Origin of the sequence: Streptomyces sp. NPDC001728 (genome assembly GCF_040297565.1) — a bacterium.
Classification (GTDB): domain Bacteria; phylum Actinomycetota; class Actinomycetes; order Streptomycetales; family Streptomycetaceae; genus Streptomyces.
On sequence record NZ_JBEOZK010000003.1, the window covers coordinates 224,084 to 236,752 of the forward strand.

Consider the following 12,669-nt stretch of genomic DNA (forward strand, 5'->3'; position numbering starts at 1 on the left):
TGGAAGGGGCGCGCGCTCAGATGAGAGCGACGCCCGGGCACGGCGGTCCCCGCCGTCCCACGGAGTGGGTGAGGAGCCGGGTGAGGGAGGGCCGGGGCCGCCCCGCGGGCCGTCCGGACCGGAGGGGCGCCGGACCGGCGGTACGGAAGAGGGCCGCCACCAGCAGCAGCGGCCGGAACGCGAAGGCCGCGACCGCGCCGAGCAGCCGGGCGAGCGCCCGCTCCCCGCCGCGCAGCCAGAGCGCCGCCGTGAGGCCGACGCCCAGGTGGGCCGCGAGCAGCAGCCACGGCAGGGCGGGGTCGGGGGAGTCGAGCAGGGCGACGGCGCCGCCCTCGGGGGCCGCCACACCGGGCAGCGGGGTGCCGACGGCGCCGCCGCAGAACACCTCCACGCCCACCGAGCGCAGCGAACCGGCGACCGGGCCGCCGGCGGGGCCGTAACAGACCGCCTGACCGCTGGTGAACAGCGTGTCGGCGGCCAGTTCCAGCGGGACCAGGAGCCCGGCGATCGGGCCGAAGCCGCGCTCGCGGCCGGCCAGCGCGTACGCCGCGGCGAAGACGCCGACCGCGACCGGGACGACCGTCCCGAGCGGCAGCGGCACGCGCGAGAGCAGCACGTGTGACGCCACGGACAGCGTCACGACCACTGCCGTGAAGAACGCCGCCCGCAGCGTCCTCAGCTGCGTCCCTGCCATGTCCATCGTCGTGGAGTGTCCCATGCGGGCCCGTAAGACGTCCCTAAAGGCAGTCTGTGAACGGTCCCCGCGTTCCCTACAGGCCCGGAATCCGGCCGTTGCGGAAGAGGTCCACGAAGATCTGGTGGTCGGCCCGGGCCCGCGCCCCGTAGGAGTGCGCGAAGTCCACGAGGAGGTCCGCGAAGCCCTCCTCGTCGGCGGCGATGGCCGCGTCGATGGCCCGCTCCGTCGAGAACGGCACCAGCGAGTGGCCGCTGGACTCGTCCGCCGCCGCGTGCATCGTGGCCGTCGCCCGGCCCAGGTCGGCGACCGTGGCCGCGATGTCCTGGGGGTCGTCGATGTCCGACCAGTCCAGGTCCACGGCGTACGGCGAGACCTCCGCGACCAGCTGCCCGGCGCCGTCCAGCTCCGTCCAGCCCAGCCAGGGGTCGGCGTGCGCCTGGAGCGCCCGCTGCGAGATCACCGTGCGGTGGCCCTCGTGCTCGAAGTACCCCCGCACCGCCGCGTCCGTCACATGGCGGGAGACGGCCGGGGTCTGCGCCTGCTTGAGGTAGATCACGACGTCGTTCTCCAGGGCGTCGCTGTTGCCCTCCAGGAGGATGTTGTACGAGGGGAGGCCGGCCGAGCCGATGCCGATGCCGCGCCGGCCGACGACGTCCTTGACCCGGTAGGAGTCGGGGCGGGTCAGGCTGGACTCCGGGAGGGTCTCCAGATAGCCGTCGAAGGCCGCCAGGACCTTGTAGCGGGTGGCCGCGTCCAGCTCGATCGCGCCGCCGCCCGCCGAGAAGCGGCGCTCGAAGTCGCGGATCTCCGTCATGGAGTCGAGCAGCCCGAAGCGGGTCATGGCGCGGGCGTCGCGCAGCGCGTCGAGCAGCGCGCCCTCGGCCGTGTCCAGGGTGAACGGCGGCAGCTCGTCGTTCTTGGCGCCGGTCGCCAGGGCGTGGATCCGCTCCCGGTAGGAGGCGGCGTAGATCCGGACCAGGTGGGTGATCTGCTCGTCGCTGAGGGCCTTGGTGTAGCCGATGAGCGCGAGGGAGGCGGACAGCCGCTTCAGGTCCCAGGTGAAAGGGCCCACGTACGCCTCGTCGAAGTCGTTGACGTTGAAGATCAGGCGTCCGTTGGCGTCCATGTACGTGCCGAAGTTCTCGGCGTGCAGATCGCCGTGGATCCAGACCCGGCCGGTGCGCTCGTCCAGGTAGGGGCCGCCGCGGGACTCCCGCTCCAGGTCCGCGTAGAAGAGGCAGGCGGTGCCCCGGTAGAAGGCGAAGGCGGAGCCGGCCATCTTGCGGAACTTGACCCGGAAGGCCGCCGGGTCGGCGGCGAGGAGCTCGCCGAAGGCGGTGTCGAAGACGGTGAGGATGTGCTCACCGCGCTCGGCTGCGGTGGGCTGCGGGACCGACATCGAGGGTGCCTCCTGGTGCAAGACTGCTCATGACAAATGGGACAGGTGTTCCCGTTCTCCCAACGCTCGACCGTACCGGCGAGTGCCCGCGCCCTGTCAGTCGGCCGACGTAGACTTCCACGCTGTCCCCCCAGAAATTCAGCCGGAGGCCTCCCCCGTGACCAAGCCGCCCTTCACGCACCTCCACGTCCACACCCAGTACTCGCTGCTGGACGGTGCCGCGCGGCTGAAGGACATGTTCAACGCGTGCAACGAGATGGGCATGACGCACATCGCCATGTCCGACCACGGCAACCTCCACGGGGCCTATGACTTCTTCCACAGCGCGAAGAAGGCCGGTGTGACGCCGATCATCGGCATCGAGGCGTACGTCGCCCCGGAGTCCCGGCGCAACAAGCGGAAGATCCAGTGGGGCCAGCCGCACCAGAAGCGGGACGACGTCTCCGGTTCCGGCGGTTACACCCACAAGACGATCTGGGCCGCCAATTCCACCGGACTCCACAACCTCTTCAAGCTGTCCTCCGACGCGTACGCCGAGGGCTGGCTGCAGAAGTGGCCCCGGATGGACAAGGAGACCATCTCCAAGTGGTCCGAGGGGCTCATCGCCTCCACCGGCTGCCCCTCCGGCGAGCTGCAGACCCGGCTCCGCCTCGGCCAGTTCGACGAGGCCCTGAAGGCCGCCTCCGAGTACCAGGACATCTTCGGCAAGGACCGGTACTTCCTGGAGCTGATGGACCACGGCATCGAGATCGAGCGCCGGGTCCGCGACGGACTCCTGGAGATCGGCAAGAAGCTCGGCATCCCGCCGCTGGTCACCAACGACTCGCACTACACGTACGCGCACGAGTCGACCGCGCACGACGCCCTGCTCTGCATCCAGACCGGCAAGAACCTCTCCGACCCGGACCGCTTCCGCTTCGACGGCACCGGCTACTACCTCAAGTCCACGGACGAGATGTACGCCATCGACTCCTCGGACGCCTGGCAGGAGGGCTGCCGCAACACCCTCCTGGTCGCGGAGCAGATCAACACCGACGGCATGTTCGTCGAGAAGAACCTCATGCCGAAGTTCGACATCCCGGAGGGGTACACCGACACCACCTGGTTCCGCGAGGAGACCATGCGGGGCATGCACCGCCGCTTCCCCGGGGGCATCCCCGAGGACCGCATGAAGCAGGTCGAGTACGAGATGGACACCATCATCTCGATGGGCTTCCCCGGCTACTTCCTCGTCGTCGCCGACTTCATCATGTGGGCGAAGAAGCAGGGCATCGCCGTGGGCCCCGGCCGAGGCTCCGCGGCCGGCTCGATCGTCGCGTACGCCATGGGCATCACCGACCTCGACCCGATCCCGCACGGACTGATCTTCGAGCGCTTCCTCAACCCCGAGCGCATCTCGATGCCCGATGTCGACATCGACTTCGACGAGCGCCGGCGCGTCGAGGTGATCCGGTACGTGACGGAGAAGTACGGCTCCGACAAGGTCGCCATGATCGGCACCTACGGCAAGATCAAGGCCAAGAACGCCATCAAGGACTCCGCGCGCGTCCTCGGCTACCCGTACGCCATGGGCGACCGGCTCACCAAGGCCATGCCCGCCGACGTCCTCGGCAAGGGCATCGACCTCAACGGCATCACCGACCCCTCGCACCCCCGCTACGGCGAGGCCGGCGAGATCCGCGCGATGTACGAGAACGAGCCGGACGTCAAGAAGGTCATCGACACCGCCCGCGGCGTCGAGGGCCTGGTACGGCAGATGGGCGTGCACGCGGCCGGCGTGATCATGTCCAGCGAGCCGATCGTCGACCACGCCCCGATCTGGGTGCGGCACACGGACGGCGTGACCATCACGCAGTGGGACTACCCCCAGTGCGAGTCGCTCGGCCTGATCAAGATGGACTTCCTGGGCCTCAGGAACCTCACGATCATGGACGACGCCGTCAAGATGGTGAAGGCCAACAAGGGCATCGAGCTCGACCTCCTCGCCCTGCCGCTGGACGACCCCAAGACGTACGAACTGCTCTGCCGCGGTGACACGCTCGGGGTCTTCCAGTTCGACGGCGGCCCCATGCGCTCGCTGCTGCGCCTGATGAAGCCCGACAACTTCGAAGACATCTCCGCCGTCTCGGCCCTGTACCGGCCGGGCCCGATGGGCATGAACTCGCACACGAACTACGCCCTGCGCAAGAACAAGCAGCAGGAGATCACCCCGATCCACCCCGAGCTGGAGAAGCCGCTCGAAGAGGTGCTCGCGGTCACCTACGGCCTCATCGTGTACCAGGAGCAGGTGCAGAAGGCCGCCCAGATCATCGCCGGCTACTCGCTCGGCGAGGCCGACATCCTGCGTCGCGTGATGGGCAAGAAGAAGCCCGACGAGCTGGCGAAGAACTTCGTCATCTTCCAGGAGGGCGCGAAGAAGAACGGCTACAGCGACCAGGCCATCCAGGCGCTCTGGGACGTCCTGGTCCCCTTCGCCGGCTACGCCTTCAACAAGGCGCACTCCGCCGCGTACGGCCTGGTCTCCTACTGGACCGCCTACCTCAAGGCGAACTACCCCGCCGAGTACATGGCCGGTCTGCTCACCTCGGTGAAGGACGACAAGGACAAGTCCGCGGTCTACCTCAACGAGTGCCGCCGCATGGGCATCAAGGTGCTCCCGCCGAACGTGAACGAGTCCGAGTCGAACTTCGCCGCCCAGGGCGACGACGTGATCCTCTTCGGTCTCTCCGCCGTGCGGAACGTCGGCACCAACGTCGTCGAGTCGATCATCAAGTCGCGCAAGGCGAAGGGGAAGTACGGCACCTTCCCGGACTTCCTCGACAAGGTCGAGGCCGTCGTCTGCAACAAGCGGACCATCGAGTCGCTGATCAAGGCCGGCGCCTTCGACGAGATGGGCCACACCCGCAAGGGCATGGTCGCCCACCACGAACCCATGATCGACAACGTGGTCGCGGTCAAGCGCAAGGAGGCCGAGGGACAGTTCGACCTCTTCGGCGGGATGGGCGACGAGGCGACCGACGAGCCCGGCTTCGGGCTGGACGTCGAGTTCTCCGACGTCGAGTGGGAGAAGTCCTACCTGCTCGCCCAGGAGCGCGAGATGCTCGGCCTGTACGTCTCCGACCACCCGCTCTTCGGCATCGAGCACGTCCTCTCCGACAAGACGGACGCGGCGATCTCCCAGCTCACCGGCGGCGAGCACTCCGACGGCGCGGTCGTCACCATCGGCGGCATCATCTCCGGCCTCCAGCGCAAGATGACCAAGCAGGGCAACGCCTGGGCCATCGCCACCGTCGAGGACCTGGCCGGTTCCATCGAGTGCATGTTCTTCCCGGCCACGTACCAGCTGGTCTCCACCCAGCTCGTCGAGGACACCGTCGTCTTCGTCAAGGGGCGGCTCGACAAGCGCGAGGACATCCCCCGTCTGGTCGCCATGGAACTGATGGTCCCCGACCTGTCGAACGCCGGGACCAACGCACCCGTGATCCTCACCATCCCCACCGTGAAGGTCACCCCGCCGATGGTCACCCGGCTCGGCGAGATCCTGGGCCACCACAAGGGCAACACCGAGGTGCGGATCAAGCTCCAGGGCCCCCGGAAGACCACCGTGCTCCGGCTCGACCGGCACCGGGTGCAGGCCGATCCGGCGCTCTTCGGCGACCTGAAGGTGCTGCTCGGCCCGTCCTGCCTGGCGGGCTGACCGGCAGAGTTCCCGTACGCGCAAGGGGCGCGCCCGTCGTCACGGGCGCGCCCCTTTGCCGTACTCGGGATCCGTCAGTTGTGGCCGAAGCGCTTCTGACGGCCCTTGCGCGCCATGTCACCCGGCGTGACCTGGCTGGCGCGCTGTTCGGCCTGGGATTCCATCGCCGACTGCTGCGCCTGCTGGGCGCCGCGCTCGGCCGACGACTGCTGCTGCTTCTGACTGCGGTTCTGATTGCGGTTCTTGGCCATGGGGATGCCTCCTCAAAGGGACCTAGGGGCCAGGGCCGCTGTCAGACTCACATACCGCACGAACCGCCGCATGTTGGATCATTACGGAGCGTAAGGGCACTCCGGACGTGACATCCGCCACGCCGATGATCCAGTTCCGGCCGTCGAGCCCCCGCCCTTCGGGCAGACTCGAAGGAAATCCGAAGCAACTTCCGATCCCGAGGTTCCCGAAAGAGGGTGGAACACGTGGACCGCTGCGTCGTCCTGGTGGACGCCGGCTACCTGCTGGGCGCCGCCGCCAGTCTTCTCGCCGGGGAACCGGCCCGCTCACGGATCACCGTCGATCACGCCGGGCTCATCCAGCAGCTGCGCCAGCGCGCCGAGGCGGAGACCGCGCTGCCCCTGCTGCGGATCTACTGGTTCGACGGCGCGCCCGACCGGGTGCCCCAGCCCGAGCACCGCAGACTGCGGGTGATGCCCCGGGTCACCGTGCGGCTCGGCGCCCTGACGAGGAGCGACGGACGCTGGGCCCAGAAGGGCGTCGACGCGGCCATGCACACCGAGCTCACCGAGCTGGCCAGGAACCGGGCCTGCTCCGACATCGTGCTGGTCACCGGCGACGGCGACCTGCTGCCCGGTCTGATGTCGGCCAAGGAGCACGGCGTAGCCGTCCACCTCTGGGCCGTCCAGGCCGCCGACGGCGACTACAACCAGTCCGAGGACCTGGTCGCCGAGGCCGACGAGCGGCGGGTCCTCGACCGGGCCTGGATCACCCGCGCCATCCGAGCCAGGGACCTCAGCGGCCTCTGTTCGCCCGCTCCGGCCCCTCGCCCCGAGATCGCCGCCATCCTCTCGGCGCCGCTCCCGGAAGCCGCCCTCGCCGCCTCCGCCGAACGGGCCGCCGAGGCCGCCGCAGCCGCCGCCTCGGCGGAGGGCTCCACCGCCGACGGAAACCGCGTCCACGGCAACGGCCACGTCCATCCCAACGGCCACCTCCGCGCCGACGAGCACGTCCACGGCGGTCCCCACATCCACGACGGCGCCGGCCACGTCCGGGACGACGAGCACACCCATGGCGACGGCGGCCCCGTCCCGGCCCCCGGCAAGGGCGTCCCCACCCCCAAGGACCTCGCGGGCCTGCGCGGCCCCGGAAGCCCCGGGAGCGCCTCCGTCCCGCAGGGCGCGAGCGCGCTCCGCTGGTCCTCCGACCGGGGCTGGGTCGAGCGCCCGGCCGCCCCCCTCGGCGAACCGGCCGAGACCGCCTCCCTGCCCACCCTCGCCGCCCTCACCAGCGCCGAGCAGCGCTGGGCGGACCGCGAGGAGGACATCACCACCGTCGGCGGTGACCCGTTCGAGGTCGGACAGGTGTTCGCCCGCCGGTGGATGGAACGGCTCCCCGAGCAGACCCACGTCCAGAAGCTGTCCACCCTCTACCCCCGCATCCCGCACCGCATCGACGGCGAACTCCTCCGCTACGCGGCACGGTTCGGCCTGCTCGCCCACAAGGACGACCAGATCGACGAGCACGACCGGTACGCGATCCGGGCCGGATTCTGGCGCGAGATCGACGTCCGCGCCGCCGCCGAACACGCCCCCGCGCCCGGAGCGGGCCCGGCGACCCCGTAGGCTCTTCCCCCGTGAGTACGGTGTGCGTGGTGCGGGATCTGGTCAAGACGTACCCCGCCACGCGCGGCGGGCGCGGTGCGCCCGCGACACCCGAGGTGCGGGCCACCGACGGGATCGACCTCGATGTGCGTGGCGGCGAGATCTTCGGCCTGCTCGGACCCAACGGAGCCGGCAAGTCCACCCTCGTCCGTCAGCTCACCGGCCTCATGCGCCCCGACTCCGGCACCGTCCGCCTCCTCGGCCACGACCTCGTCCGCCACCCCGAGCGGGCGGCCCGGCTCCTCGCCCACCTCGGCCAGGAGTCCACCGCCCTCGACGAGCTGACCGTCTCCCTCGCCGCCGAGACCACCGGACGGCTGCGCGGCCTTACCGCCGCCGACGCCCGCGCCGAGCGCGACGCCGTCCTGGACGAGCTGGGCCTCGGCCCCATCGCCTCCCGGCCCCTCAAGAAGCTCTCCGGCGGACAGCGGCGGCTCGCCTGCTTCGCCGCCGCGCTCGTCGGCCACCGCCCCGTCCTCGTCCTCGACGAACCCACCACCGGCATGGACCCCGTCGCCCGCCGCGCCGTCTGGGCGGCCGTCGACCGGCGGCGCGCCGAGCACGGCGCCACCGTGCTGCTCGTCACCCACAACGTCATCGAGGCCGAGACCGTCCTCGACCGGGTCGCCGTCCTCGAACGCGGCCGGGTGATCGCCTGCGACACCCCCGCCGGACTCAAGGAACGCGTCGCGGGCGAGGTGCGCGTCGAACTGGTCTGGCGCGAGTCCGCCCCGCTCCACCTCCCCGAGGTCGCCGCCCTGCGCGGACGCGCCCAGGAGACCGGCCGGCGCTGGATCCTCCGCCTCGCCCCCGACGCGGCCCGCGCCGCCGTCGCCACCGTCACCGGCGGCGCCGCCTTCGCCGCACTCGACGACTTCACCCTGGCCACCCCCAGCCTGGAGGACGTGTACCTCGCCCTGGGCGGCGCGGCCGAGGGACTGGTGAAGGCGTGACCCGCCACGACCCGCCCATGACCGTCAGGAGCTGTACGCAGTGAGCACCGTGCCCGCCGAGGTCCTGCCGACCGGCGCGCCCACCGTCCAGGCCCGCGCCGACGAGGACGCCGCCGCGCCCCTCGCCCCGCGCGCCCGGCTGCTGCCGTCCCTGGCCGCCGTCTACCGGGCGCAGCTCTCCCGCGCCCGGGTCGCCCGCATCCCGCTGCTCTTCGTCGCCACCTTCCAGTCCGTCGGGATCATGGTCCTGATGCGCGGGGTCGTCGACGGAGGCTCCGAGGCGCGGGCCGTCGTGGCCGGCTCCACCGTCCTCGTCGTCGCCTTCGTCGCCCTCAACCTGCTCGCCCAGTACTTCGGGCAGCTGCGGGCCACCGGCGGCCTCGACCACTACGCCACGCTGCCCGTGCCACCCGCCGCCGTCGTGCTCGGCGCGGCCGGCGCGTACGCCTCCTTCACCGTGCCCGGCACCGCCGTCACCGCCGTCATCGGCTCCGTGCTCTTCGGGCTGCCGCTCGGCAACCTGTGGATCCTCGCCGCCGTCGTACCGCTCGCCGGAGCGGCCCTCGCCGGCCTCGGCGCGGCCCTCGGCCTCCTCGCGCCCCGCCCGGAGCTCGCCACCCTCCTCGGCCAGCTGGGCATGTCGGCCGCGCTGCTCCTCGGCGTGCTCCCGGCCGAGCGGCTGCCCGAGCCCATCGGCTGGGCCCGGGACCTGCTGCCGTCGACGTACGGCGTGGAGGCCCTGGCCCGCACCTTCGCCCCCCATCCCGACTGGGCCGCCGTCGTCCTCGACCTCGGTGTGTGCGCGGCGGTCGGCGTGGTCTCCCTGGCGGTCGCCACCGGGGCCTACCGGCGGGCCGCCGTCCGCTGAGGCGGGCCACAGGGACACCTGGCACGATGGCGGGGTGACCGCACCCCTGACTCCGCCTCACCAGCCGACACCGCACGATCCCGGCGGGCCCCCGCCGCCCCCGCCGCCGCACGTTCCGGCCGGCGACCCGATCACGGCGGCCGAGGTCCTGCAGGGTGTCCTGGTGACCGTCGCCTCGGCCCTCGCGGGCGCGCTGCTCGGAGTGCTCTGGCTGAACCTGGCCCCCCGCGTCCTGCTCGTCTCGGACGGCAGGGGCGTCTACCTCAGCAACTCCGAGGGAGAGGCGGCCATCGGCGCCGACGGAACGTTCGTCCTGCTCGCCCTGGCCTTCGGGGCGGTCGCCGCGATCGTCGTCTTCCTGTTGCGCCGCAAGGGCGGCGTCCCGCTGGTGCTCGGGCTCGCGATCGGTGGCGTCCTCGGCTCCCTGCTCGCCTGGGGCCTCGGCGTCTCCTTCGGGCCGACCAGCGATGTCGTCGCCCACGCCAAGGCGGTCGGGCCCCGTGTCGCCTTCGAGGCGCCCCTCGAACTGAACCTGGCGGCTGCCGCCATGCTGGCCTGGCCGCTCGCCGCGATGATCGTGCACCTGGCGCTCACGGCCGTCTTCGGCCCGCGCGACCCGGAGCCGGACCCCTGGGACCAGCCGAAGCCGTACACCCAGGGTCCGAGCCCCAGCTGACGGACCCGGCCCGCACCTCGGCCGCGCCGTACGTCAGACGCGGCCGATGGGGGCCACGACCGCCGAGGTGAGGGCGGCCAGGTCGGCGGGGGAGAGCTCCACCTCCAGGCCGCGCCGCCCCGCCGACACGCAGATGGACGCGTGGTCCGAGGCCGAGGCGTCCAGAACCGTACGGAGCCGCCTGCGCTGCCCGAGCGGGGAGATGCCGCCGCGGACGTACCCCGTGGTCCGCTCCGCCGCCGCCGGGTCGGCCATCGCCGCCCGCTTGCCGCCGACCGCCGAGGCCAGCGCCTTCAGGTCCAGCTGGCCCGCGACCGGGACCACCGCGACGGTCAGCTCGCCGTCGACGTCCGCGACCAGCGTCTTGAAGACGCGGTCGGGGGAGACGCCCAGGGCCTCCGCCGCCTCCTCGCCGTACGACGGGGAGGCCGGGTCGTGCTCGTACGCGTGCAGGGTGAACGGAGTGCCGGCCGCCGTCAGGGCCACCGTCGCCGGGGTGCCGCCGCTGTTCTTCTTCTGCTTCTTCGCCACGCGCGCTCTTCCTCGGGATCCCGGGGGACCGGCAAGGTCCCCCGGCTCAGTTCGGGTACGTCGGGGCCTGCGTCAGGTCGACCACCGGCAGCGACGGCAGATGCCGGATGACCGCCGTCTCCGCGCGCAGCAGCGCCAGCTCCTCGCGCAGCCGGGTCGCCGTGTCCGGGGCCTGGAGCAGCCGCTGCTTCGAGGGGATGTCCAGCACGGCCGCAGCCGCGACCAGGTACGACACCACCGAGGGGTCGTCCGGCAGCTCGCTCGTCGTCAGCGAACGCTCCCGGGCCCCCGCCAGCCGCTTCTGGTAGCTGCGGAAGGCCCGCAGCACCCCCTCGGAGAGGGTGCCGGCCTCCTCGCCCTGCTCCTCCGGGATCTCCTCGACCTCGCCGACCAGGAACGGCCCGCTCGCGTCGACCGACAGCAGCTTCACCCGGGTCGTGCCGGTGGCCATCACCTCGAAGCTGCCGTCCGCGCGCTCCCTGATCGAGGCCGCGTCGGCGATGCAGCCGACCTGGTGGAAGGCCTGGGCGGGGTCGGGTCCGAAGCCCGCGGCCGGGCCCTTCTCCGGCAGCGCCGTCCGGTCGGGCATGCCCGGGGCGGTCGGCGCGACCTCGCGGCCGTCGCGGATGGCGACCACGGCGAAGCGGCGGGGCTCCGAGTCGTCGATCGTGAGCAGCTCGCGCATCATGGCGCGATAACGCTCCTCGAAGACGTTCAGCGGCAGCACGAGGCCGGGGAACAGCACCGTGTTGAGCGGGAACAGAGGCAGGCGAGCGGTGGTCACAGCGGTCAAGACTAATGGCCGCCGGGCGCTCCCCGTCCTGCCCGTCCACCTCCGGTGCCCCGGAACGGCCCGCGGCGGGCCGCGCCGCCCCCGACCCGGTCCCGCGCGGCGAGGAAGCTCCGCAGCGGATCCTCCCGTACGGCTTCCGGTCCGGCGCCCGGAGCGGAGCCCCCGGTGGCCCCGGGCCCGGCTCCCGGCCCGGCCCCCCGGCCGGCTCCCCAGGGGAACGAGGTGGCGTGGGCGCCGATCCTCCGGAACTCCTCCCGCGCCTCCTCCCAGCGCGCCCGCTCCATCAGCACGTACGCCAGCAGGTTGCGGACCTCGGCCGGCCACGGGTCGCCCGCCGGGAAGGCCGCCGACAGCGCCAGCGCGCGGTCCGCCGCCCGGTCGACCCGCGCCTCCGGCACCGCCGGGTCCCGCAGCGGCGGCACCCGGAGCCGGTCGTAGGCCGCGCGGACCGGCAGCGCCCGTACGAGCGAGTGCGGGGCGGCGTCGTCGGCCGCCTGCTCGGCGAAGTCGAAGGCGGCCCGGTGCGAGCCGTACCACTGCGCGGAGAGGTACTTCACGGCCGCGACATGACTGCCGTAGTGGTGCGGGGAGCGGCGCACGGCCTGCTCCCAGAGCGACTCGAAGACCCCGTGCCCCGCGTGCGCCCCGCGCGCGTGGTCGAGGGCGAGGCGCCACGGCACCGGGTCGTGCGGCGCGTTCTCCGCGACGGCGTGGACCAGCGGGCCCAGCTCGCGCAGCCGCTCGGCCCGCGCGGGGGAGTCCCAGGCCCTGCGCACGGCGAGCTGGGCCGTGACGAGCAGGGCGTCGGGGTCGCGGGGCGCCGCCGACAGCCAGTGGGTCAGCCACTCGCCCCTGCTGTACGCGAAGGTGGCCAGCCGGGTGACGTACCGGTCGCGGTCCTCCCACTCGCCGGCGTCCCGGGTGGTGGCGAGCAGTTTCGCGGCGGGCTCCGGGTCGGCGAGCGCGGCGGCGACCAGGGCGGGCGCGAGGCGCTCGTCCGGGGCGTCGAGGAGCACGTCGTCGTCCGGCACGAACCCGGCGGCGGGCCGCGGGGTGTACCGGGCCGAGCGGACGACCCCCATCAGGGCGCGGAGCAAGCACATGGTGCGACATATTCTCTCCCGGCCCCTCCCGCTACGGCAGCACTTCTCACCCCTGTG

At 72.3% G+C, this 12,669-nt stretch carries 11 protein-coding genes; 5 read left to right on the forward strand and 6 right to left on the reverse strand.

The features are described from left to right. Positions 1–16 precede the first annotated feature (16 nt). Complete coding sequence (locus tag ABT154_RS06450) at positions 17–700, reverse strand: hypothetical protein (RefSeq protein WP_351854235.1); 684 nt, start codon at positions 698–700, stop codon at positions 17–19. A 70-nt stretch (positions 701–770) separates the two neighbouring features. Further along, positions 771–2,096: a DUF2252 domain-containing protein gene (locus ABT154_RS06455; RefSeq protein WP_351853608.1), complete on the reverse strand. Its 1,326-nt coding sequence runs from the start codon at positions 2,094–2,096 to the stop codon at positions 771–773. 157 nt (positions 2,097–2,253) lie between these two features. Between ABT154_RS06455 and dnaE the strand changes: the two genes are divergently transcribed. Then, positions 2,254–5,793, forward strand: a complete 3,540-nt coding sequence (dnaE, locus tag ABT154_RS06460; RefSeq protein ID WP_351853610.1) for a DNA polymerase III subunit alpha — start codon at positions 2,254–2,256, stop codon at positions 5,791–5,793. Between the two features lie 74 nt (positions 5,794–5,867). Here the strand turns inward: dnaE and ABT154_RS06465 are convergent, their stop codons facing one another. Next, a complete protein-coding gene (locus ABT154_RS06465; protein ID WP_351853612.1) occupies positions 5,868–6,044 on the reverse strand; it encodes a hypothetical protein in 177 nt (58 codons plus the stop codon). Positions 6,045–6,260: 216 nt separating this feature from the next. On the opposite strand from ABT154_RS06465, the gene ABT154_RS06470 reads away from it, so the two are divergent. From ABT154_RS06470 to ABT154_RS06485, 4 genes are read left to right on the forward strand one after another with little or no spacing between them, the layout of a single operon-like run. Next, positions 6,261–7,649 (forward strand): NYN domain-containing protein, encoded by a 1,389-nt coding sequence (locus ABT154_RS06470; RefSeq protein ID WP_351853614.1) that lies wholly within the window; start codon positions 6,261–6,263, stop codon positions 7,647–7,649. 11 nt (positions 7,650–7,660) lie between these two features. Then, positions 7,661–8,641 (forward strand): ABC transporter ATP-binding protein, encoded by a 981-nt coding sequence (locus ABT154_RS06475; RefSeq protein WP_351853616.1) that lies wholly within the window; start codon positions 7,661–7,663, stop codon positions 8,639–8,641. Between the two features lie 40 nt (positions 8,642–8,681). Further along, entirely contained in the window at positions 8,682–9,509 is an 828-nt protein-coding gene (locus ABT154_RS06480; protein WP_502969453.1) for an ABC transporter permease, read from the forward strand. Positions 9,510–9,543: 34 nt separating this feature from the next. Beyond that, positions 9,544–10,185, forward strand: coding sequence for a DUF2567 domain-containing protein (locus ABT154_RS06485; RefSeq protein WP_351853619.1), 642 nt, complete (start codon positions 9,544–9,546; stop codon positions 10,183–10,185). A gap of 33 nt (positions 10,186–10,218) precedes the next feature. Here ABT154_RS06485 and ybaK read toward each other — a convergent pair whose 3' ends face one another. The 3 genes from ybaK to ABT154_RS06500 are packed head-to-tail and all read right to left on the reverse strand — an operon-like array spanning position 10,219 to position 12,612. Further along, complete coding sequence (gene ybaK / locus ABT154_RS06490; protein WP_351853621.1) at positions 10,219–10,716, reverse strand: Cys-tRNA(Pro) deacylase; 498 nt, start codon at positions 10,714–10,716, stop codon at positions 10,219–10,221. 46 nt (positions 10,717–10,762) lie between these two features. Further along, entirely contained in the window at positions 10,763–11,500 is a 738-nt protein-coding gene (locus ABT154_RS06495; protein ID WP_351853624.1) for an LON peptidase substrate-binding domain-containing protein, read from the reverse strand. An 11-nt stretch (positions 11,501–11,511) separates the two neighbouring features. Continuing rightward, a complete protein-coding gene (locus tag ABT154_RS06500; RefSeq protein ID WP_351853627.1) occupies positions 11,512–12,612 on the reverse strand; it encodes a hypothetical protein in 1,101 nt (366 codons plus the stop codon). Positions 12,613–12,669 lie beyond the last annotated feature (57 nt).

Excerpts from the sequence above, each read along its gene's own strand:
- ABT154_RS06500 (WP_351853627.1), bottom strand. The coding sequence starts at position 12,612 with ATGTGCTTGCTCCGCGCCCTGATGGGGGTCGTCCGCTCGGCCCGGTAC.
- ABT154_RS06465 (WP_351853612.1), bottom strand. The coding sequence starts at position 6,044 with ATGGCCAAGAACCGCAATCAGAACCGCAGTCAGAAGCAGCAGCAGTCG.
- ABT154_RS06450 (WP_351854235.1), bottom strand. The coding sequence starts at position 700 with ATGGACATGGCAGGGACGCAGCTGAGGACGCTGCGGGCGGCGTTCTTC.
- ABT154_RS06455 (WP_351853608.1), bottom strand. The coding sequence starts at position 2,096 with ATGTCGGTCCCGCAGCCCACCGCAGCCGAGCGCGGTGAGCACATCCTC.